The organism is Oceanobacillus bengalensis, from assembly GCF_003628445.1.
In the GTDB taxonomy this organism is placed as follows: Bacteria; Bacillota; Bacilli; order Bacillales; family Amphibacillaceae; genus Oceanobacillus; species Oceanobacillus bengalensis.
Genome location: NZ_RBZO01000012.1, coordinates 1 through 23,442, shown reverse-complemented (window position 1 = coordinate 23,442; position 23,442 = coordinate 1). Strand labels below are relative to the sequence as shown.

Sequence of the window (23,442 nt, the reverse complement as noted above, 5' to 3'; positions counted from 1 at the left end):
TATTCCCTTTATAATCCCGATTTCTTCTCTATGGATTTTTCAATGTATGTATTGGTAGAAAAACTGTTATAATGTTACTTATACGAACAAGTAAGACGTGAATGAGAACAGAGGTGTAATATGAAGACAAAGCATAGTATTGTCCGAGAATTTATCAAGTCAAAAATATTAGATGGAACTTATGTACCAAATCAAAAAATTAGTTCGGAAAGTGAGTTAATGGAACGGTTTAATGTGAGTCGTCATACGGTTAGACTAGCCATTGGAGACCTTGTTAATCAAGGGTGGTTATACCGTAAACAGGGAGCTGGAACGTATTGTGCGGAAAGAACAGAGATGGACGCTTCTAAAGCGAATCAAAAGAACATTGCAATCATTACAACGCACATCTCTGATTATATTTTCCCTTCCATAATTAGAGGGGCTGAATCTCATTTAAGTAAAAATGATTATCATGTGAGTCTATTTAGCACAGATAATAATCATGGAAATGAAAAGCAAATTTTAGAGAAATTACTGACGCACCATATAGATGGTGTCATTATTGAACCGACCCAAAGTGCCATGTCTAATCCAAATATTAATTATTATTTAAACCTGGAAAAGTTAAATATTCCATACATCATGATTAATGCTTATTATGATGAGCTGGAACCACTCAGTATCACAATTGATGATGAGAAGGGTGGATTTCTACAAACAGAACATCTGATAGAACAAGGACATCATAATATTTTGGGCTTTTTCAAAACAGATGATATACAAGGAACTAGACGGATGAAGGGTTATTTAAAAGCCCATAGAAAAAATCAAGTGCAAATTAAGCCAAGCAATATTATAACCTATCATACCGAGGAAAAAATGACCAAACCGCGGGAGGAATTGGAAGAAATACTGTCCCAGACAGGTGAGGATAGACCAACAGCCATTGTCTGTTACAATGATGAGCTTGCCATGATATTGTTGGATGTATTGCGAGAGAAAAATGTTAAAGTACCAGAGGATATTTCATTAATAGGGTTTGATGATTCTGTTCTGTCCAGAGTTTCTGAGGTGAAGTTAACGACTGTCAGACATCCACAGAGTGAAATGGGCGAAACAGCTGCAAAAATGATGTTGAATTTATTAGATATCAAGCATGGTTTACAACCTGATGAAAAAGTATCATCAATTGTATATGAACCACAACTTGTTGTAAGAAACTCGACGAAGGATATTAGGGAATTAGTTTGAATGTCTTATTTTAAAAATATACATGCAGGGGAGATTACATATGATGGTGAAAACAGTGGATCATTTGCAAGTTACAACGTGGGCTGGTAACCGACCTGAATTGGAGAACAAGGTACAAATCGAAATAGAAGATGGAATAACAGTGGATGTAGATGTAGCGTGGGATGAAACCCCTGTTGAGCAATACGATACACCTGGAACCTATCAAGTGGAAGGCAGAATCAAAGTAAAGGAGTACCCGAACCCACTTGTTGAGCAAAGGGCAGATCCATATGTATATAGACATATGGATGGGTACTATTATTTTACAGGGTCTTATCCAGAATATGATCGAATTGTTCTTAGAAGATCAAAGACAATAGAAGGATTAAAAGATGCAGCTGAAACTGTCATTTGGGAAAAACATGAAGAAGGAATCATGTCTAAACATATTTGGGCGCCAGAACTCCATTTTATTAATGGCAAATGGTATATCCATTTTGCGGCAGGAGATAGGGATGATGTTTGGGCTATCCGCCCCTATGTTTTAGAATGCAGCTCAGAAAATCCCTTGGAAGGTGAATGGGTGGAAAAAGGGCAGATTAATACTGATTTCAAAAGCTTTTCATTAGATGCAACAACCTTTGAAAACAAGGGAAAACGATTTTTAGTTTGGGCACAAAAAGTGGACAATGATACCATCTCTAATCTATATATCGCTGAAATGGAAAATCCATGGACAATTAAACCAAATCAAGTTGTGCTCTCAACCCCAGATTTGCCTTGGGAACAACAAGGGTTTTATGTAAATGAGGGTGCTGCGGTTATTAAGAGAAATGGCAACGTTTTTATCACTTATTCTGCTAGTGCGACAGATCATCGTTATGCAATGGGGTTATTAACCGCTGACGAAAATAGCAATCTATTAGATCCAACCTCCTGGACTAAATCGAAGGAACCTATATTTGCTACATGCGAGGAAACGATGGAATATGGTCCAGGACATAATAGTTTTACAATTGCTGAGGATGGCATAACAGATTTAATGGTGTACCATGCACGTCCATATAAAGAAATTGTAGGGAACTCCTTATATGACCATAATCGTCATGCACGCGTACAGCAACTTTTCTGGGATGAAAATGGGAATCCATACGTTGGTTACCCAGGGATGACAAAAGATCTCACACAACAGAAGATCATTGCAACCGTTACCGTAAAATAAGACATAAAGGATGAGGAATATGAGCTGTAAAGGCTGCTCACGTTCAGTAATTGTCTCGGATGAATATATTCAAAAGCAAATAGATGAGCAACTACAATTAGAAACCGACATTGTTGATGATGAAACATACAATAAAAGACTTGCAACATGTAAGAAGTGTCCATCACTCCTTTATGGTAATACATGTGGTTTTTGTGGCTGCTTTGTCCAATTCAGGGCAAAGTTAGCCTATAAAACCTGTCCTTATCCTGATGAAGAAAAATGGTAAATATAACGTCAATCTAGCCGGTAGGATAGCATCTTATCGGCTTCCTTTTGAAATGGAGGTCATTTTATGGAAATAGCAGATGAAATCTATCAATTAGCACAAGAACTTGGTGTGAAGAATGTAACACTACCGAAAATTGAAGTTGGAAATGGTGTTTTGGCAGCAATTTTACCGTTTGTTCTAGAGAATGACTATAAACATATTATTCTAGTTGTTGATGATAATACATACGTAGCAGCTGGAAAACAAATCGAGAAAATGTTGGTCGAAGCTGGTATGGAGACAAAGACTGTTTTACTAAAAGCAAATCGTCATCAACAAGTGATTGCGGATGAAGCAACGATAGTTGAATTATTAGTAGAAACGCCATTAGAAACAGATATATACATTGCGGTTGGCTCTGGCACGATTCACGATATTACTCGATTCTGTGGAAGTAAAATGAATATTCCTTTCATTTCCGTACCAACTGCAGCTTCTGTAGACGGTTTTACGTCAAAAGGCTCACCACTTATCCTTCGTGGTGTAAAACAAACCATTCAGACCACATTCCCTGTGGCAGTATTTGCTGATATCACTATATTGAAAGCGGCACCACAGGAAATGACTGCAGCTGGCTTTGGTGATATTCTAGCAAAATATACCTCCTTGTTGGATTGGAAGATTTCAGCGTGTATTGGTGGAGAGCCTTATAATCGATTTGCTGCAGAGATGACAAGAAAATCATTGGAGGCTTGTGTGCAAAATGTATCGAAAATAGCAAAGGCAGATGATGAAGGGGTTACGATTCTAATCCATTCTTTAATTGAATCGGGATTAGTTATGCTTCTGCTAGATTTTTCAAGACCAGCATCAGGAGGAGAACACCATCTATCGCATTACTGGGAAATGGATTTACTGAAAAAAGACGCGAAGCAACTACTACATGGTGCCAAGGTAGGAGTCGCGACTGCAATTATCGTTGACTTATATAAGCAGAAATTGAAGGATCTACCCGCTCGCGATACTGGGGAATATGGAGGTAGAATAAGGGGAAATTGGCAGTCAATCATGGAAATATTGGATAACATTCCAAGCCCCAAGGAAATTAGAAATCTGATTCAGAAGACTGGTGGACCTACAACTACGGAAGAATTGGGTCTAGATGATGAGCTTGTTGCCCAAAGTATCAATGAGGCATTTCATTTACGAGACAGATGTACAGGGTTATTATTAATCAACAAATTTAAGGAAAAAGACCTTACCTATCCACTTTGAACAGTGAGGAGAAGAACAGTGAAAATTGACATAAAAGAAGTAAAACCAACCAATGACCAAGTATGGAAAAAGGCAACACTAATGAATGATCACGGCATGACGGTATCATTGCTAAATTATGGAGGGATTATAACGGAAATACTTGTTCCCGATAAAGATGGAAAGACAGAGAATGTTGTTCTTGCGTATAAAAACCTGGAGCAATACCTAACAAATCCTGGTTATTTAGGAGCCATAGTTGGAAGAGTGGCGGGTAGGATTCCAGGAGCTGCTTTTGAATTAAATGGAAAAACCTATCAGCTGGAATCAAACGAGGATGAGCACTGCTTGCATGGCGGGGCGAATGGATTTAACCATGCTTTATGGGAGATTGAGCCTAAAGCGTTGAGTGATGAAGTAATGGTTAAATTAATTCATAAGAGTGCCGATGGAGAGGGAGGCTTTCCTGGTAATGTAGAAGCAGAAGTCACATACACACTGAATAACCAAAATCAATTGATAATTAATTATACTGCATACACAGATCAAATGACTCCACTTACTTTGACAAATCATACGTATTTTAATCTAAGTGGAGATACAAAATCCACCATTAATCGTCATGAAGTTACGATGGATAGCGAACAGTTTGTAGAGCTTGACGAGGAGCTTATTCCAACAGGGAAACTTTTAAATGTGCAGGGAACTACTTTTGATTTTAGAAATGGCCGACGATTAGAAGATGGTTTCAATGATGATTTCATCCAAAATCAAGTAGCTGGATGTGGGTATGACCACTACTTTATCTTTGCTAATGAAAAAGAGGAAAAAGCAATTGTCAAAGATGAAAATAGTGGCAGAAAACTAACCATTAAAACCAATCAACCTGGTGTTGTTATGTATACTTCGAATAACCTGGTAGAAGGCTTAGAGTTAACAGAAGGGGTAACGAAGAAATATCTTGGACTATGTCTGGAAACACAAGGCTCACCAGCATCGCTCCATCATAAAGGATTCCCAAATATCATCCGGGAAGAAGGAGAAGTAAATAAAACACAGACTATCTTTTCTTTTGGAGTAGAGAGCAATGATGAATAAGCGTATCCTTTTCATTGGAGATAGTATAACGGAGTGTGGCAGGCACGAGGATCAAGAAAATCTAGGAAATGGTTATGTCCGCATCTTACATGATTATTTCGTAACAAATTTTCCAAAAATAAAGTTTGATATGATGAATCAAGGTGTTGGTGGAAATAGAATAATTGATTTAGAGGAACGCTGGGAAAGAGATGTTATTTCACTGGCTCCAAACATTATTTCAATCTCAATTGGGATTAATGATGTTTGGCGTCAATTAGACAGTCCGGGCATCGATCAGATTTACCCAGAAGACTTTGAACGAATCTATACAGGCTTACTAGAACAAGTTATATCAAAATTAAATGCGATAATCGTGTTGATGGAACCAACGATTATCGAAGAAGAAGTTCATTCCATTGGCAATGAAAAATTGAAGGCTTATGTTGAAATTGTTCAGAAGCTAGCAGATAAATATCAAGCTATTCTTGTTCCCACTCATCAATGCTTTATTCAATATCTGAAATCGAATGGTAGTTATGGACTGACAATGGACGGGGTACATATGAACTCAGCGGGGAACATGCTCATGGCTACGAAATGGTTGGAAGCAACGAAGGATAAATTAAACTTGTAGGCATGAGGGTTGAGGTGCTTAACACACGGTTAATAATTGAACAGTGACAACCATTTACATAACATGAAAGAAATCGATGTGTGCTTTAAATAAAAATAACCAAACATTTATTTGTTTGGTTATTTTGTGATCTTATATTTCTTCTTAAGATTGACTATGCTTAGAGAAATTCGCGCGTGGTTTAGTGAGAATCGCGCGCCACCACCCGAAAATCGAGCGAGTAGCGGTTGAAATCGCGCGCCACCATTCGAAAGTCGAGCGAGTAGCACTGGAAATCGCGCGCCATTACTCGGAAATCGAGCGAGTAGCGGTTGAAATCGCGCGCCATCACTTGGAAATCGAGCGAGTAGCAGTAAGAATCGCGCGCCACCACGCGAAAATCGAGCGAGTAGCGGTAGAAATCGCGCGCCACCACCCGAAAATCGAGCGAGTAGCGGTAGAAATCGCGCGCCACCACCCGAAAATCGAGCGAGTAGCGGTAGAAATCGCGCGCCACCACTCGGAAATCGAGCGAGCAGCGGTAGAAATCGCGCGCCACCACGCGAAAATCGAGCGAGCAGCGGTAGAAATCGCGCGCCACCACGCGAAAATCGAGCGAGTAGCGGTAGAAATCGCGCGCCACCACGCGAAAATCGAGCGAGTAGCGGTAGAAATCGCGCGCCACCACGCGAAAATCGAGCAAGGAGCACTAAAAATCGCGCGCCACCACGCCAAAATCGAGCGAGTAGCGGTAGAAATCGCGCGCCACCACCCCAAAAAATCGAGCAAGGAGCAATAGAAATCGCGCGCCACCACCCAAGAATCGAGCAAGGAGCACTAAGAATCGCGCGCCATCACCCAAAACACCGCGCATACACACTGCTCCCCACATTCATCATTTAATCTTCACTTGGTTGATAAACGAAATAATCAAAGTCTGCAGGTAGTCCTTCACCAGACGTATCTTGACACTGCATTCCTACGAATGCTCCAGTGAAGAAGCCGCCACCTTGGATATAATCATCTGATAACTTGTAAGAATATAAATCTACTGGCACCTCATTCCAAGTCGCACCATCATCAAAGGAATAAGAATACGTGTAGATGTTTGTCTTTACATCAACTCGTAAGTTCACGTATTCAACGTCTTCAGGGATTACGATTTCTTTTCCTTGAAGTGGTTGGGAGAACGCAAAGTTATCACATACAGTAAGATCTAGGATTCTTCCTTTTTCCTCATTCCATGTAATCTGAAGTGCGGTCCAGTTTTGTGTATTATAGTAATTTACAAGTCCTGCTGCTTGCTGGAAGGATTCAGGATTGAAAGCGACTTTTGTTTCTGCTGTGAAATTGAAATGTTGCCAGCGTCTTGCAACAAAGCTTTGTGTAAATTTAGATGTTAGTGATTCACGTCCGTGTAAACGTAAATGTCCAGGATTTTCTTTTAATGAAACAATTTCCTCACCTAATGGGATACGTAATGTTTGGAAATGGGCATTTAATGTTTCTGAATCAAAATCATCTTTTTCATCATATTCTTTTTCCCATTTTACTTCTTCAATATTCGGTCCTTCAATTTCTACAGAAGGTTGGTTTCCTCCTACAACATATGGCCAGTCATTTTTCCATTCTAATCGCTGAATAGCTGTTTCACGGCCAAGTGGGCAAAAACCACGAGGATCTAGTAAAGGCTGACCTTCACGCGGCAAAGGACGTCCTGTTAGATGTACTAGGAACCATTCATCCGTATGAGTCTGTACAATCGATGCGTGTCCTGCTTTTTGCAACGGATTTCTAGGATGTGCAAAGGATGAAATCAATGGGTTTTCTGGATGGACTTCATATGGTCCCCATAAATTCTTAGAACGCGCAATGGTTGCTTGGTGATCGTATTTCGTCCCACCCTCAGCGGTCAATAGATAATAATAGCCATTCATTTTATATAGATGTGGAGCCTCGGTTAGCATAATGTCTGTGCCTTTAAAGATAATTTCCTTTTTACCAACCAATTTTTGCTTTTCGACATCATATTCTTGCATCATGATCCCATAAAAATTATGATGACCCACGCGATGATCCCAGAACATGTTTACAAAATATTTTCTGCCATCCTCATCATGGTATAAGGAAGGGTCAAAACCAGAACTGTTCATGTGAATTGGTTCAGACCATTCGCCGTCAATGGTGTCGCAAGTAACAAGATAGTTATGGGAATCTTTCCACTGTCCTTCCGTAACTTTGACATCCGTATAGATTAACCAAAACTTTCCGTCACTATAGGAAAGAGCTGGAGCCCAAATTCCACCAGAATCAGGGTTACCTAACATATTCAACTGACTTAAGCGATTTAGCGGTCTAGATACTAATCGCCAGTTTTTTAAGTCTTTAGAATGATAGATTCCTACACCAGGGAACCACTCGAATGTCGAAACAGCAATATAGTAATCTTCACCAGCACGGCAAATACTTGGATCTGGGTTAAAGCCTGTTAGTATTGGGTTTTGAATTGTTGTCATCATTGTCCACCTCATTATATTTTATTAAGTATGCGCTTTCTTTTATCGTAAGGAAGAACAAGCTCCACACTTTAAAGTGCCTGTGCTTCCTCATGTATACTATTTTTTAAAAAATTTTGTACGGAAAATGCTGCGACTCCCAAAGCTGTGGAATGTGTTGACAGCTGTGAAAAATCTATTTTTAAATCCTTCTGGCTGAACCAAAGTGCTTGTTCATGGATCCAATTTTTTAACGAATCTTCCATGTAGGCTTCCGCTACAGCCATGCGATTTCCGATGATTACCTGCTCTGGATTAAAGATATTAATAATATTATTGATTCCTACACCTAAATATTTTCCAATATCTTTGAAAAGGTTGATTGTGTCAGCATCACCATTTTCAGCTAAATCCATTAAATACTCCAACGTAAGGTCCTCGTCTTGTGGGGCTTTAATTTCTGCTCGTGCAGCATTTTTTAATAACGTATTTTCGGATGCATATAGTTCCCAGCAACCTTCGTTCCCACAGCTGCATTTCGCACCATCCACTTCAATGGTCATATGTCCAAACTCACCAGAAAAACCATTATTTCCTCTATATAGCTTGCCATTTAAAATAAGACCAACACCAATACCGATACCGACACTGACATAAACGACATTATGATAATCTTTGCCAGCGCCAAACTTCTTCTCGCCATATGCTCCTGCATTTGCTTCATTTTCAATTACAACTGGAACATTGAATTTTTCCTCAAGTACGGCTTTCAATTCAATATTTCTCCAATTGAGATTTGGTGCAAGTAATATTTTACTATCCTTATTTACAATACCTGGTACACCGACACCAATACCTACGATGCCATAAGGGCTTTCAGGAGCTGAAGTAGTTAGGGAATCTACTATTTTACATATTTCCTCTAAAATCTCTTCATACGTTAAGTTATTAAATTTCACACGTTTTTCAAAGCAAATATTTCCTTTAAGGTCAGTTAACACCCCCAATAAATAATTTACCCCTAAATCAATTCCAATTGAATAACCGGCAAACTGATTAAAAAGGAGCATTACGGGTCTACGTCCACCACTGGATTTACCAGGGCCGGATTCATTGATTAGTTGTTCCTCGATCAGTTCATTTACTAATGATGAAACGGTTCCTTTGTTTAAACCTGTAACATTAGCAATGTCTGCCCTAGAAATGGGCGAGTGCTCACTAATCGTTTCAAGAACTAAAGCTTTGTTCTCCTTTTTTACAACGTGTTGGTTCCAAGTCTTGTTTGCCCTCATCGTGTTTCAACTCTTTCTCCAGTTTAGGGATAGTATATCATAATACAAGTCTATTATAAACTTTGTTTATCCAGTAGACAAACGATGTGAATTTTGCTATTATGTAAATAGCTTAAGAAATAAGCTAAATAATTTATATAGGGGGTTTCAAAATGTTTAAAAAGAAAGCGATTGCAGTTTTTGGTATTTTCTTATTATCGGTATTTTTACTAGCAGCTTGTGGTGGTGGTGAAAATGAAAGCGGTTCAAGTGAATCGAGTTCGGGTGATGGTGATAAAACAGTAAAATTCATGCATTTATGGCCAGAGGGAAGTTCAGCTCAGCACCATAAAGTTGTAAACGAAATCATTGCTGATTTTGAGGCTGAAAATGAAGACACAACCATTGAGTTAGAAGTATTGAGTAACGAACAATATAAAGATAAAATTAAAGTTCTTTCTACTTCTGATGAATTACCTGATGTTGGTATGACTTGGGCAGCAGGTTATATGCAACCATATGTTGATGGTAACATGTATGCAGCGTTAGATGATGTGATCAACAAAGATGATTTTGTTTCTGGAACAACGGAAGCGTTCTCAGTTGATGATACAACTTACGGTCTTCCTTTAGAATTAAATATCTCTAGCATCTTCTATAATAAAGCAATTTTTGATGAATATGGTTTAGAAGCACCCGAAACAATCGAAGAATTAAATGAAATTGTTGCAACATTAAAAGAAAATGGGGTAAACCCGATCGCACTTGGTAACAAAGATGCATGGACAGGTTCTATGTGGTACATGTATTTAGCGAATAGACTAGCTGGTGATGAAGATGTATTAACACAAGCAATCAATCGTGAAATCTCTTTTGAAGACCCGGCATTAGTTGGAGCAGCGGAAGAAGTACAAAAATTAGTTGATGCAGATTCATTTGTATCAGGATTCAATGGTCTTGCAGATGAAGAAGCAAAAAGTATGTTTATGGGAGAACAAGCGGCAATGTATTTAATCGCTACTTGGGATCTTCCAAACTTCACAACAAATGAAGATGTACCACAGGAATTCAGAGATAAAGTTGGTTACTTTAAATTCCCAACAGTGGATGGAAATGGAAACACAAACAATTATGTAGGTGGCCCTGGTGTAGGACTATTCGTGGCTGAAAACTCTGATGTTAAAGAAGAAGCTAAAAACTTTGCATCTTACTTTGTAGAACAATGGGGCGAAAGGGCAGTAACAGATGTAGGTATTATTCCTGCAACGAAGGTTGACGCGGGTTCCCTGGATCTTCCACAAATGTATGTTGATGTTTTAGATGACTTAAATGCAGCGGAAAATATTACATTATATGCAGACGTTCAAATGAGTGCAGAGGATGCACAAGTACACTTGGATATGATTCAAGCATTATTTGGTGGAGAAGTGACACCAGAAGATTTTGCAAAAGCGCATGAAGAAGCACTAGAACAAGAGTAATACAATTTGAAAGCCACAAAGAAAAGGACGATCCAAAGTCCAGGATATGTCCTTTTCTTTCTTTAAAAAAATATAAGAGAAACTAACACATTCGCAAAAAGACGCGGCGAAATGCTGGTTTTATAAAAAAAGACTATGGGGTTGAATGTTATGAACAAAGTAATGTCCAATAAATGGATTATCTTCCTATATACGTTTCCAGCACTCCTCTTAATAGGCGTTCTCATCGTTGTTCCGTTAATTCTTTCCGGATACTTTGGGTTAATGGATTGGGACGGAATCGGAGCAATGGAATTTATTGGTTTGGAAAACTATATTACTGCACTTCAAGACTCTAAATTCTGGGAAAGTGCACTACATTCCTTTCTATTAGCGCTATTTTCTGCACTTAGCTTAATTGCATATTTAGCGGTTGCGCTAATACTGGCATCGAAAATTAAAGGTGCAAACCTTTTAAGAAAAATATATTTAATTCCAATGCTTTTATCTTCTGTAGCTATTGCGCAGCTTTGGATTAAGATTTATAACCCATCCAATGGTATGTTAAACAGTATCTTAAGGGGATTGGGAATTGAAAATCCACCAACATGGCTGGCAGATCCAAACATTGTATTATTTGCCATCTTTATTCCGATTATTTGGCAATATGCAGGATTCTACATCCTCATCTATTATGCTGCACTGAAAAATATTCCTGAATCACTTATTGAAGCAGCGAAGATTGATGGTGCAACACCATTACAAATCGCTCTGAAGATTAAAGTTCCATTAATTATGAACGTATTTAAAGTAACGATTGTATTATCAATCGTTGGTTCCTTGAAATACTTTGACTTGATTTACGTTATGACGAGTGGTGGACCAAATGGAGCAAGTGAAGTTATGGCATCCTATATGTATAAATTAGCCTTTGCGAGCTATGACTTTGGTTATGGTAGTGCGATAGGGTTCTTATTATTAATCATAACCTTAATTGTTACAGTAATCATCCAAAAATTAACAGCCAGCAAAGATAAAATTCAATATTAATAGGAGGGGCATAACATGAGACGAATCGGTTATATTTTACTGTATGTTGCTTTAGGTCTTGTCGGTGTGTTTCAAATATTCCCGATAATATGGCTATTTATGTTTTCTTTAAAAACAAATCAAGAGATTTTTGCAGGAAACCCATTTGCCTTGCCAACGGATCCGAAGTGGGAGAATTACCTGAAAGTATTTGAAGGTGGAATTGGAACGTATTTCTGGAATAGTATTTGGATTACGGTAGTAGCAACGGTTCTGACGATTCTCGTTGCTAGCATGGCAACATTTGCGATTACCCGAATGAAGTGGAAGTTCAGTGGTTTAGTATTGGGATTAATCATGGTTGGTCTGATGATTCCAATCCATTCGGCTTTAATTCCATTGTATAACATGTTCTTGAATGTTAATTTAATTGATAATCCAATTTCAATTGTTATTACGTATGCGACCTATAATCTGCCGATAACGGTAATGATTTTACTTGGCTTCTACACTACAATACCAAGAGAAATTGAGGAAGCGGCGATAATTGATGGTAGCTCCATCCATCGCTTATTTTTCCGAATCATTATGCCGATCTCTGCACCTATCATGTCAACGACGGTTATTATTAATATGATTTATAACTGGAATGAATTCGTATTTGTTAACACGTTTATCAGTTCCGATAAATTTAAAACGTTGACAGTAGGTGTTCAGAACTTTATTGGACAGTACATGACAGACTGGGGAGCAATTGGTGCGACATTAGTAATAAGTGTACTACCAATCATTATTGCTTTCTTATTCTTTAGTGATAAAATCATGGAAGGTCTCTCAGCAAGTGCGGTAAAAGGATAGGATACGAAAGTGCTGATGCTTGGTGACGAGGGAAATGGAGAGGGATTGTCACTTATCATATCTTTTGAAAAGGCCACCTTACCTTTCTGTTTGTGATAAATAGATAGGTAAGGTGGCCTTTTGGTTACGTATTTTCATGTTTTTGCTGGATTCTATTGAAGGCATGTAATCCGAGCCAAGTGGTGATGAAGGCATAGGTAGTACCGCCGAAAATAAAGAACAGTGCTGGAATTGCCCGCATAATGAAAAATACCGATACAAGACTAATGATGATAAGAAAACTTTGTATTGGGCTAATCAACATGATGAGAAAGGTATTTTTCATCAGTTGCCCTACTTTTAAATCAAAGTGGGAAAAGCTTGGAAATAGATAAAACAGGAACAAAGCAACAATAAGCATGAACGCGAATAATGGAATATAAGTCCAGGTTAACTGTTCATTCATGTTCAATTGAATGAAATAAATGTCTATAGCGATCATTGCAAGGATGATGTTTACAAATATTCCTAACAGGTTACTTTTTAAAAAGTCTCGTTTGTAATATTTCCAAAAAGTCTTTAGCACTGGTAAATCGGATGTTCCTCGTAACCAATCACGAACCATAGCAAACATCGCAATGGTGGATGGATAGAAACCAAGAATAACGCCACCAACTAATGTAAATATAATCCATAAAAGATTTACATATGCGAATTTAGTTATCCATTCCAAAATGTTATAGATAGCACTTGTTGTACTGTTCAAAGCTGTGTCCCTCCTTAGATCGAAATCAAGTGCTTAAAAGTAAGCGTGTACAATCATTATACGATAACTTTTATTTTTTACATATTGTAACGTCAAAAAACATTTTCTGCCCAATTTATTGGGAAGAGATTTAAAAGCTGTTTTCTATAGGATTAAAGATTAAGCAGTGACTTAAACGATATAAACTGCGCAGTAAGTTGAGAAAATACATGTCCTACCGTTACGGCAATACACTTCATTTGCGCGGGCGGCTGGTGATCCTCCCGCAGTCTACGTGTATTGCCTCCACTAGTTTTAAGTTTTCTAACCATTAACTGTGGTAGGAATAGTTAAAAAAAGCATCATGCAACTTCACTAGTCCGGGTGAGTGGAGGGCGGTGACTCCTGCGGGAACAGCACGTGTCCGAAGACCCCGCAGAGTGGTCTTCTCGAGGAGGCTGAGGCCGTGCCCGCGGAAAGCATCCGCCCGGAGCGATCCCGGACGGCGAGTGTTCCTCCAAGTTATAACAAACGGAAATGAGGTTACTACGCATTTTACATCAATAGCAACAATCAATACAAAAAGCCTATTTTAAAAAAAACTGATGGAGGTAATGCAAGTGATTGGCTTTTACAAGAAAAGAAAAAAGTCGGCGAAACGCAATAAATCAATCAGCAAAAAAATACTATATCGTTTTATTGTTAGTGTTTTAATTAGTGTATCAATCGTTGGAGTGTCATCCTATGTCATATCGAATCATGTGATTACAACTAAAGTTACAGCGGCATCGGAACAAACAATCATCCAAACGGGAGATAACATCGATTATATCTTTCAGCAATACAAAGACCGGATTACCGCAATGCTGATGAACAAAGATTTCACAGAATCACTTAGGGCTTTTAGTCAATTCAATGGAAAAGAAAAAACAAATGATTATTATCAATTACAAAATCATATAACCGATTATTTATCCGAAACTGCATTAGTGGATGAAAACCTCGACATGTATTTGATTGATAAAGAAAATGAAACGATTCTCACGTCATTAGCACTATTGCCCGATAAAGATAAAGAAGCAATACTAGATTCGAAATGGTACCAGCAGGCAATGGATGCAGAAGCTTCTACAATCTGGATAGGTGGTGGAGAAAAACTTGGTGAATCAAGTGATGAAAAGACACCTACCATTCTGTTTGGCCAATCAATAAATGTTGATAACAGTTCATACTTTATGCTAATGGAAATAAATCATGCATTAATAAAAGAAGCCGTACAGGATGTGAAATTTGGCGAAGATGGATTCCTGAAAATTGTAGATCAACATAATCAAGTTGTCTTCTCATTTGATGAAGAGGAAGTTAACCAAGCCAATCCGTTTGAGATTGAAGCGGATTCAGAGGGAAATGTTTTCTTAAACGAAGGAAGATATGTTTTTCAGGATAAATCGGATGTAACCGACTGGTATTTAACAGGTACAGTGACGGCAAAAGAATTGACGAAGGATACGAACATTATTTTTTATATTACTTTAATCATCATTGTGCTTTCTATCGTATTCTCCTTCTTCATGGGAAAACGGATTGTGGGGATGGTAGGGGTACCATTAGAACATATTTCGACCTTATTGGGACGTGCAAAAGAAGGTGATTTAACGGTGCGTTCGGAATTTACGCAACGTCAAGATGAAATTGGATTAGTAGCAAACAGTTTTAACGAAATGCTTGGCAACATGTCAGACATGATGCGTAAGACAAGAGAGGCATCATCTAAAGTACTCCAGGCTGCTTCAGAATTAACGGAAGTATCCAAAGTTCAATCCGATTCTGCGAAAGAAATCGCATCTGCATCCGAAGAAATTGCTCGTGGTGCAACAAATTTAACCAATGAGGCTGAAAACGGCAACCATTTAACAAGCAAGATTAACCTTGAAGTAGACAATGTATTTACCAACAATCAAGATATGGAAAGTTATGCAAAACAAGTACTCGAAAGTAGTGATATTGGCATTCAGAAAATGAATGAACTAGTGAAACAGACGAAACATGGGGATCAAATGACAACAACATTACGTAACAAAACAGATGCACTCCAATCGAGTACGACGCAAATTAGTGATGTAATGGGGATTTTAAAAAGTATATCCGAACAAACGAACTTACTTTCACTTAATGCGGCAATTGAAGCTGCAAGAGCAGGGGAAGCGGGGAAAGGGTTTGCTGTCGTTGCAGATGAAATTAGAAAGCTATCTGCAAAATCGAAAGAGTCCATCCAGGTGGTTGGAACGATCATCTCTGATATTATGAGTCGCGTACAAGAAACGTTAGATGTATTGGATGAAGCAAATCCAATATTCACTGAACAGGTGGCGAAAGCGCAGGAAACAGATGAATTATTGAATCAGGTTGGTCAACGAATGCGTGAATTCACAGATAAAATTCATCTCGTTTCTAAGTCGATTAATCAACTGCAAAGCTCACAGGAGGTTTTATATGAAAGTATTTCGCAAGTAAGTGCTACAGCTCAGGAATCATCTGCCATTAGTGAAGAGGTAACTGCGTCAACAGAAGAACAAGCAAATGTGAGCAGTTCACTTGTTGCGACATCATCGGAATTAAAAAAACTATCGGAGGAATTAAAGGATATTCTAGATAAATTCCAAATGTAATACTGTTTTTCAGGATGACAAATTCCTAAAAAACTTTGTTCATCCAATAGACAAACGAATAAAAGGGTGTTATAATAAATTCATGAAAGCATTTACATTAAATGAGATGATTAAGATATATTTTAGGAGGGTTTTATAATGGCATATTTCAATAACATAAACAACATCAAATACGAAGGTGCAACATCAACTAACCCACTTGCATTTAAATTTTATAACCCAGAAGAAAAAATTAACGGTAAAACAATGGAAGAAATCCTACGCTTTGGCGTAGCGTACTGGCATACATTTACCGAAGACTTATCTGATCCATTTGGCGCTGGAACTGCCATTCGCCCATGGGATAAATTCTCAGGAATGGACCTTGCAAAAGCACGCGTTGAAGCAGCATTCGAATTTTTTGAAAAACTAAACGTACCATATTTCGCCTTCCATGATGTGGATATTGCACCAGAAGGGTCTTCATTAAGAGAATCGAATCAAAACTTAGATACGATTGTTGCGATGATCAAGGATTATATGAAAGATAGTAAAACCAAATTACTTTGGAACACGGTAAACAATTTTAGTAATCCACGTTTTGTACATGGTGCAGCATCTTCTAATAATGCAGATATTTTCGCATATGCAGCAGCTAAAGTGAAAAAAGGTTTAGAAGTTGGGAAAGAATTAGGTGCGGAAAACTATGTATTCTGGGGTGGACGTGAAGGGTACGAAACACTACTTAATACAAATATGAAGCTTGAAATGGATAACTTAGCTCGTATGTTCCATATGGCAATCGATTATGCGAAGGAAATTGACTTTGATGCACAATTCTTAATCGAACCAAAACCAAAAGAGCCTACAACCCATCAATATGATTTTGACGTGGCAAGTGGTTATGCATTCCTACAAAACTATGGTTTACAAGACCATTTGAAATTCAATATCGAAGCAAACCATGCGACATTAGCTGGTCATACATTCGAACATGAATTACATTATGCACGCATTCATAATATGCTAGGTTCTGTGGATGCCAACCAAGGCCATCCATTACTAGGCTGGGATACGGATGAATTCCCAACAGATCTTCACACAACTGTATTAGCAATGTATGAAATCTTGAAAAATGGTGGTCTAGGCCGTGGTGGCTTGAACTTTGATGCAAAAGTTCGTCGTGGTTCATTCACACCAGAAGATTTATTCCATGCACATATCGCTGGAATGGACAGCTTTGCTGTTGGTCTAAAAGTAGCGCAACGTTTAATTGATGACAAAGTCCTTGAAAACATTGTTGATGATCGTTACAAATCATACAAAGATGGTATTGGACTTGATATCGTGGAAGGAAACACAGACTTACGCAAGCTTGAAGCGTATGCATTAGGTTTAACAGAAATCAAGAATGAATCTGGTAAACTAGAAAGAATGAAAGCTACAATTAATCAATACTTACTAACTACTTTTGCTGGTGAGTAATTTATAGATTATATCCGTTTCCATCAGGGAATGACAATGAGAAAGACGAAGACCTTCCCATCAGGTGTCTTCGTCTTTTTATCTTAATGAGATGTGGGAGAGATTAAATGATGAAATATGTAATTGGAGTAGATTTAGGGACAAGTGCCGTTAAGATATTATTAGTTAATCAACATGGGGAAGTGACGCAGGAGGTTTCGAAGTCCTACCCACTTATCCAAGAAAAAGTTGGGTACAGTGAACAAGACCCTAATGATTGGGTGGAACAAACGATTGCTGGACTAACTGAATTGTTGGCAGAATTTAAAGGAAATCCGGAAGATATAGAAGGACTAAGTTTTTCTGGGCAAATGCATGGTTTAGTACTACTCGATGAAAACCAGGAAGTATTGCGAAATGCGATTCTTTGGAATGACACAAGAACCAGCAAAGAATGTGAAGAAATTTATGAGAGAGTAGGCAAAGAGCGCTTACTTCGCCTAACAAAAAATCCGGCATTGGAAGGATTCACCCTACCAAAAATTCTGTGGGTGAAAAACAATGAACCGGAAGTTTTCGAGAAAGCAAAAGCATTTGTATTACCAAAAGATTATGTCCGCTTAAAATTAACTGGGCATCTGCATATGGAATATTCTGATGCGGCAGGTACGTTATTACTTCATGTAGCGGAGAAAACATGGAGCAAAGAGATCTGTGAGGTACTTGAGATTAATCCAGAAATTTGTCCACCACTTGTTGGCTCTCATGAAATTGTGGGAACCATTACAGCGGATATTGCAGAAGCAACGGGATTAAGTGATGCAACAAAAGTATTTGCAGGTGGTGCCGATAACGCATGTGGTGCGATTGGTTCCGGGATTCTAGAAGATGGAAAAACATTAGTAAGTACAGGAACCTCTGGTGTCGTTTTATCGTATGAAGCGAATGGTGACAAGGACTTCGAAGGAAAAGTTCATTACTTTAATCATGCTGCCCCAGAAGTATTTTATACGATGGGAGTGACACTTGCAGCTGGTTACAGTCTTTCTTGGTTTAAAGACACTTTTGCAAAAGATATCAGTTTTGAAGCGTTACTGGCAGATATCGATACGGTTCCAGTTGGATCCAATGGACTAATCTTTACTCCATATATTGTGGGGGAAAGAACGCCGCATGTGGATGCGAATATTCGTGGAAGCTTCATTGGCATGGATGCATCCCATGAAAGAAAACATTTTGCCCGTTCCGTTTTGGAAGGAATCACATTCTCTTTAAATGAATCGGTAGAAATATTCCGCGAAAATGGTAAAAACATTGATACAGTTGTTTCGATTGGTGGAGGAGCGAAAAATGAATCCTGGCTACAAATGCAAGCAGATATATTAGGTGCAAACATTGTGAAAATGCAAAGTGAGCAAGGGCCAGGTATGGGAGCTGCAATGCTTGCTGCATATGGCTGTGGCTGGTTTGATTCCCTGAAAGAATGTGCAAATGAATTCCTAAAAGAAGACAAGGTATATACGCCAATTCCAGAAAATGTGGAGAGATATAAAGGGTTGTTTGCTATTTATAAAGAGGTTTATGGAAAAACAAGTGATTTAAACAAACGTTTGATGGAATATAGAGATTAACATTAGAAAGGCTGTCATGTGATAGCCTTTCTAGTGTATAAGTGTGGGGGAGAGGTTTTGAGTTGAGTGATCGCGCGAGGGTATCGCGCGAGGAGTAGCGGAATTCGCGCAGTGGCGTGGAAAAATCGCGCGAGGAGTAGCGGAATTCGCGCGCTCAACACTAGAATTCGCGCACTACCATTGGAAAATCGCGCGCTCAACTAGAATTCGCGCACTACCATTGGAAAATCGCGCGCTCAACTAGAATTCGCGCACTACCATTGGAAAATCGCGCGCTCAACACTAGAATTCGCGCACTACCATTGGAAAATCGCGCACCCAACACTAGAATTCGCGCAATACCATCGGAAAATCGCGCGCTCAACACTAGAATTCGCGCACTACCATTAGAAAATCGCGCACCCATCTCCAAAATTCGCGCACCACCAATCCACATTACATAATCAACTAACGAGGAGAGTTCTGTATGAAATATAATCAGTTAGGAAACACAGATTTGAAGATTAGTGAATTAAGTTTTGGCACATGGGCAATTGGTGGTGCTTGGGGAAAAACAAATGATACGGAAGCGTTAAAAGGATTAGAACGCGCAATGGATTTAGGTGTAAATTTCTTTGATACAGCAGACGTGTATGGGGATGGTCATGCCGAGGAGCTTTTAGCGAAGGCAACGAAGGGGAAGGAAGCAGATATTCATATTGCAAGTAAATTCTGCCGTGCTGGTGATATTACCAATCCACAAAATTACTCCGAGGAACAGGTTCGAACATATCTGGAAAATACACTAAGACGATTAAAACGTGACACGCTTGATCTATATCAAATCCACTGTCCACCACTGGAAATTTTAAAAGATGGCAGGGTGTTTGAAGTATTGGAAACGTTAAAGGCAGAGGGGAAAATTCGTTACTATGGTGTGAGCGTTGAAACAGTGGAGGAAGGATTGTACGTACTGGGGAACACTGATGCTACCGCTTTACAGGTTATCTTTAATATTTTTCGTCAAAAACCACTTGAGGAGTTATTCCCAAGTGCGAAGGAAAAAGGCGTTGGAATTCTTGCCAGAGTACCGCTTGCAAGTGGATTGTTAACAGGAAAATTCAGTAAGGACACCACTTTTGAGGAAGATGATCACCGTCACTTTAACAAAGGTGGACAAGCTTTCAATGTTGGGGAAACCTTTGCTGGACTTGAATTTGAAAAAGGTGTAGAGCTAAGTCGTGAGCTTGAATGGATTGCAGAAGGAAGGGGAAATATGACCAAAGCTGCTTTGAAATGGATTCTTGAAGAGGAAGCAGTAACTAGTGTTATTCCAGGCTTCCGCAACGTAAAGCAGGTGGAAGATAATTTAGGCGCGTTGGACGTGAGAGACTATACAACAGAAGAAATGGACCGTTTGGTGAAATTCTACAAGGATAAAGTGAAGAGTAATATTCGCGGAGCATACTAGAAGTTTGAAAAAGGCAGCGAATATAAAAGGTAGTATTTTTTAATAAGCAGCGTGCATTTTTATACGAAACGGTTCCGTTCTGAGGTACGAAATGAAAAATCGCATTAAGAAAAACAGATAAAATAAACCACAATTTTGGATGCAATTAACAAGCTAAATAGATATCTAATTAACATTGGTTCCGCCATAGTAATTGGCGGAACATTTTTTCAATTTGAAGTGACTCTTTATTGCGACTTATCTAAAAAAAAGATATTTACGTGTTATAATATACATAGATTGTGAAGAAACATACTTAAACTAACGTGGCAGTTTAGTAGAAGAAGGATTATTAATTATGAGTAACTCGAAGTATAAAGGCATTCCTTTGTGAAGAAGGAATGCTTTTAATTTTGCTAGAAATTGAAGTTATTAAATATAACAATAAAGAAATAATAAGATATGATAAATATTTATTGCAATTCAATAAATAATGTATTAAGGTGTAATTATCAGTTAATAAGTGAGGTGCTTTTTAATGAAACGAGGTTCAACAATTTTCTTAAAGATAGCTGTTTTTCTTATTGGAGTTATCGTACTTTCTTTGTGTATTTTTTTCCTGCCGTGGTTGGCAAATGATACGGCAGAAATATTTCCAGAGTTTGCTTTTTTACAGTATCCTGTTTTATTAGGTTTGTATTTAACTACTATCCCATTTTTTGTTGCTCTGTATCAGGCTATAAGACTTCTGAAATTAATTGATAATGAAGATGCCTTTTCGGAGTCATCTGTAAACTCTTTAAACCTAATTAAGTATTGTGCAATTACTATAAGTATCTTGTATGTAATAGGATCCATCTTACTTATGTCACAAAGTGCTTTGCATCCAGGAATAGCAATTATCGGCTTTATAATAATTTTTGCCTCGATTGTTATAGCAGTATTTGCTGGAGTTCTTCAAAAATTATTAAGAAATGCACTAGATATAAAGTCAGAGAATGATTTAACAGTTTGAGGTGAAACAATGGCAATTATAATCAATATTGATGTGATGTTAGCAAAAAGGAAAATGAGTGTAACTGAGCTCTCAAATAGGGTTGGGATAACGATGGCTAATATTTCTATATTAAAAAATGGAAAGGCAAAGGCTATCAGATTTTCAACCTTAGAGGCTATTTGTGAGGTGTTGGAATGCCAGCCTGGTGACATCTTAGAGTACAGAAGCGACAAAGATATTGACTAACTAATTTAGACTACTTTAATATCGGGTAAGGATTGTGGAAGAGTGTTCTTCAACTTGTGTTCAACAATCGGGCCAAGATTGTTTAAGAACAGGTGATTTACAGAAGGGGTGATGTCATGGGTTTTTGGTATTTACTATTGCTTTTAATAGGTGTCATTTTGATAATTATAGGAATCATGAAAAAAGGTGTCTCTTTAGCGGTTAAGGTAGTAATTTTATTATTTGTAATTGGAATCTTATTCGTTGTGGTGTCGATAGTTTTATTGATGCCTGGTAGTTCTGATTTAATTGCAGAACTGCTGAAATTAGATTGGTGATTTTTAATTTTTTAAAGCAAACGGGCACAATTGTGGAATAAACGTCACTGTAGAAAGATAAATACTGGGGGCAATTATATATGAAAACTTATATATATATGGTGAGACACGGTGATTCACCAAAAGTCGGAAGTGAAAGAACAAGAGGATTAACTATTAAAGGAAAAATAGATGCTCAACGGATAGCTAATTTATTGATTGAAGAAGGTATTAACGCTGTTATCTCCAGTCCATACAAGCGTTCAATCCTAACTGTTCAGGAACTTGCAGATAAATTAGGGAAAAAAGTTTTGATATTTGAGGACCTTAAAGAGAGAATATTTTCCTTAGAAGATAAACGTCTATCCGATAAGGAGTTAATTCATTTATTAAACCGATCATTCTCTGAATCAACTTATTCTTTATCTGGAGGGGAGTCTAATGAGGACTGCCAGGCAAGAGCTGTAAAAACCTTAAAAGAAATATTAAATACTTATCGAGGGCAGAAAGTAGTTGTAGGTACTCATGGAGCTGTAATGACTTTGATGATGGGTTATTATGACAGTAAATATGATTTAGATTTTTTATTTCAAACAACAAAACCAGATGTATATAGAATGGGATTTAATGGAGAAGAATTAGTAGGAGTTAATAGAATGTGGAAGTTAAATAGTGGCATATAGATATTGAAAGGGTTGGCCGAATAGCCGATGTGACAACCTGTTAGACTATCCTATTTGTGAGAAAATACACTTCAACTATCGGGTAGCATTAATTGTGCGAAATGTTCCTAGTTTAAATGGAGGATGGCAACATTTCTCTGGTAAAGGCTAGGCAATTCCTTTTGGAATTGAAGGATTATATTGAAGAATCAAATGAAGGGGTAACGCTCCGAAGGGTTCTCTCTAAGTCGAATAGCACTTGATTTAGTAAGAATGATAGTGTTATAAGCTCGGTGAAAAGGCGTAAGAATTTACCGTAACAGTGTAATTTAGCTGACGAAAGCCTACCCGATGGGGTGGTGTAAATCATAATGCTTGAGTTGAATGAATATGGTGAGTATGCGAATAAACCTATAAGAAAGGGTTAAGCTGACGAACTTCTGAAGGTACGGGTCTAAACGCACGATACATAGAAATGTGTGTATATGGTAACTTAAAAGTGAGCCACCATAGCAATTGAAAACTGAGCCACTTTTGATAGAAAATAACCCTAATGACATGTTAGGGGGAAACATCAGGAGTGATTATATTGAGTGAG

The 23,442-nt window shown here is 38.1% G+C and carries 22 protein-coding genes; 17 read left to right on the top strand and 5 right to left on the bottom strand.

Features of this window, described 5'->3' with window-relative positions; genetic code table 11:
- Positions 1 to 120 precede the first annotated feature (120 nt).
- The 6 genes from D8M05_RS09220 (at position 121) to D8M05_RS09195 (ending at position 5,655) form a co-directional block, all read left to right on the top strand.
- A complete protein-coding gene (locus D8M05_RS09220) occupies positions 121 to 1,233 on the top strand; it encodes a GntR family transcriptional regulator (RefSeq protein WP_121131010.1) in 1,113 nt (370 codons plus the stop codon).
- A gap of 40 nt (positions 1,234 to 1,273) precedes the next feature.
- Positions 1,274 to 2,437, top strand: a complete 1,164-nt coding sequence (locus D8M05_RS09215) for a family 43 glycosylhydrolase (protein WP_121131007.1) — start codon at positions 1,274 to 1,276, stop codon at positions 2,435 to 2,437.
- Between the two features lie 19 nt (positions 2,438 to 2,456).
- The gene (locus D8M05_RS09210; RefSeq protein WP_121131005.1) at positions 2,457 to 2,705 is read left to right on the top strand and encodes a DUF6171 family protein; all 249 of its coding nucleotides are present in this window, start codon (positions 2,457 to 2,459) and stop codon (positions 2,703 to 2,705) included.
- Positions 2,706 to 2,771: 66 nt separating this feature from the next.
- Positions 2,772 to 3,962, top strand: a complete 1,191-nt coding sequence (locus tag D8M05_RS09205) for a sn-glycerol-1-phosphate dehydrogenase (protein ID WP_121131002.1) — start codon at positions 2,772 to 2,774, stop codon at positions 3,960 to 3,962.
- A gap of 18 nt (positions 3,963 to 3,980) precedes the next feature.
- Positions 3,981 to 5,039, top strand: coding sequence for an aldose epimerase family protein (locus D8M05_RS09200; protein ID WP_121130999.1), 1,059 nt, complete (start codon positions 3,981 to 3,983; stop codon positions 5,037 to 5,039).
- Complete coding sequence (locus D8M05_RS09195) at positions 5,029 to 5,655, top strand: SGNH/GDSL hydrolase family protein (protein WP_121130996.1); 627 nt, start codon at positions 5,029 to 5,031, stop codon at positions 5,653 to 5,655. Before D8M05_RS09200 ends, D8M05_RS09195 begins: the two co-directional genes overlap by 11 nt.
- A 181-nt stretch (positions 5,656 to 5,836) precedes the next feature.
- Here the strand turns inward: D8M05_RS09195 and D8M05_RS19995 are convergent, their stop codons facing one another.
- From D8M05_RS19995 to D8M05_RS09180, 4 genes are all read right to left on the bottom strand, one after another.
- Entirely contained in the window at positions 5,837 to 6,337 is a 501-nt protein-coding gene (locus D8M05_RS19995) for a hypothetical protein (RefSeq protein ID WP_147405169.1), read from the bottom strand.
- A gap of 6 nt (positions 6,338 to 6,343) precedes the next feature.
- A complete protein-coding gene (locus D8M05_RS20170) occupies positions 6,344 to 6,508 on the bottom strand; it encodes a hypothetical protein (protein WP_183072745.1) in 165 nt (54 codons plus the stop codon).
- A gap of 25 nt (positions 6,509 to 6,533) precedes the next feature.
- Positions 6,534 to 8,150, bottom strand: a complete 1,617-nt coding sequence (locus D8M05_RS09185) for a glycoside hydrolase family 43 protein (protein ID WP_121130990.1) — start codon at positions 8,148 to 8,150, stop codon at positions 6,534 to 6,536.
- Positions 8,151 to 8,221: 71 nt separating this feature from the next.
- A complete protein-coding gene (locus D8M05_RS09180; protein ID WP_121130987.1) occupies positions 8,222 to 9,421 on the bottom strand; it encodes an ROK family transcriptional regulator in 1,200 nt (399 codons plus the stop codon).
- Positions 9,422 to 9,573: 152 nt separating this feature from the next.
- Here D8M05_RS09180 and D8M05_RS09175 point away from each other — a divergent pair, with 152 nt between their 5' ends.
- The 3 genes from D8M05_RS09175 (at position 9,574) to D8M05_RS09165 (ending at position 12,747) form a co-directional block, all read left to right on the top strand.
- Positions 9,574 to 10,881, top strand: coding sequence for an extracellular solute-binding protein (locus D8M05_RS09175; protein ID WP_121130985.1), 1,308 nt, complete (start codon positions 9,574 to 9,576; stop codon positions 10,879 to 10,881).
- 150 nt (positions 10,882 to 11,031) lie between these two features.
- On the top strand, positions 11,032 to 11,910 hold the full coding sequence (locus tag D8M05_RS09170; RefSeq protein ID WP_121130982.1) for a carbohydrate ABC transporter permease: 879 nt from the start codon (positions 11,032 to 11,034) through the stop codon (positions 11,908 to 11,910).
- 15 nt (positions 11,911 to 11,925) lie between these two features.
- Positions 11,926 to 12,747 (top strand): carbohydrate ABC transporter permease, encoded by an 822-nt coding sequence (locus D8M05_RS09165; protein WP_121130979.1) that lies wholly within the window; start codon positions 11,926 to 11,928, stop codon positions 12,745 to 12,747.
- Between the two features lie 124 nt (positions 12,748 to 12,871).
- On the opposite strand, the gene D8M05_RS09160 is transcribed toward D8M05_RS09165, so the two are convergent.
- Entirely contained in the window at positions 12,872 to 13,492 is a 621-nt protein-coding gene (locus tag D8M05_RS09160) for a YesL family protein (protein WP_121130976.1), read from the bottom strand.
- Between the two features lie 599 nt (positions 13,493 to 14,091).
- Here D8M05_RS09160 and D8M05_RS09155 point away from each other — a divergent pair.
- From D8M05_RS09155 to D8M05_RS09120, 8 genes are all read left to right on the top strand, one after another.
- Positions 14,092 to 16,140, top strand: a complete 2,049-nt coding sequence (locus D8M05_RS09155) for a methyl-accepting chemotaxis protein (RefSeq protein ID WP_183072744.1) — start codon at positions 14,092 to 14,094, stop codon at positions 16,138 to 16,140.
- A 138-nt stretch (positions 16,141 to 16,278) separates the two neighbouring features.
- Complete coding sequence (gene xylA, locus D8M05_RS09150; RefSeq protein ID WP_121130970.1) at positions 16,279 to 17,604, top strand: xylose isomerase; 1,326 nt, start codon at positions 16,279 to 16,281, stop codon at positions 17,602 to 17,604.
- Positions 17,605 to 17,714: 110 nt separating this feature from the next.
- A complete protein-coding gene (gene xylB / locus D8M05_RS09145) occupies positions 17,715 to 19,214 on the top strand; it encodes a xylulokinase (protein WP_121131193.1) in 1,500 nt (499 codons plus the stop codon).
- A gap of 466 nt (positions 19,215 to 19,680) precedes the next feature.
- A complete protein-coding gene (locus tag D8M05_RS09140) occupies positions 19,681 to 20,664 on the top strand; it encodes an aldo/keto reductase (RefSeq protein WP_121130967.1) in 984 nt (327 codons plus the stop codon).
- A gap of 517 nt (positions 20,665 to 21,181) precedes the next feature.
- The gene (locus D8M05_RS09135; protein WP_121130964.1) at positions 21,182 to 21,658 is read left to right on the top strand and encodes a DUF2975 domain-containing protein; all 477 of its coding nucleotides are present in this window, start codon (positions 21,182 to 21,184) and stop codon (positions 21,656 to 21,658) included.
- Between the two features lie 9 nt (positions 21,659 to 21,667).
- Positions 21,668 to 21,886 carry a helix-turn-helix domain-containing protein gene (locus D8M05_RS09130; RefSeq protein ID WP_118890171.1) on the top strand — a complete coding sequence of 73 codons (219 nt, stop codon included), beginning with the start codon at positions 21,668 to 21,670 and terminating at the stop codon, positions 21,884 to 21,886.
- A 116-nt stretch (positions 21,887 to 22,002) separates the two neighbouring features.
- Positions 22,003 to 22,203 (top strand): hypothetical protein, encoded by a 201-nt coding sequence (locus D8M05_RS09125; protein ID WP_121130961.1) that lies wholly within the window; start codon positions 22,003 to 22,005, stop codon positions 22,201 to 22,203.
- Between the two features lie 80 nt (positions 22,204 to 22,283).
- Positions 22,284 to 22,865, top strand: a complete 582-nt coding sequence (locus D8M05_RS09120) for a histidine phosphatase family protein (RefSeq protein ID WP_121130958.1) — start codon at positions 22,284 to 22,286, stop codon at positions 22,863 to 22,865.
- Positions 22,866 to 23,442 lie beyond the last annotated feature (577 nt).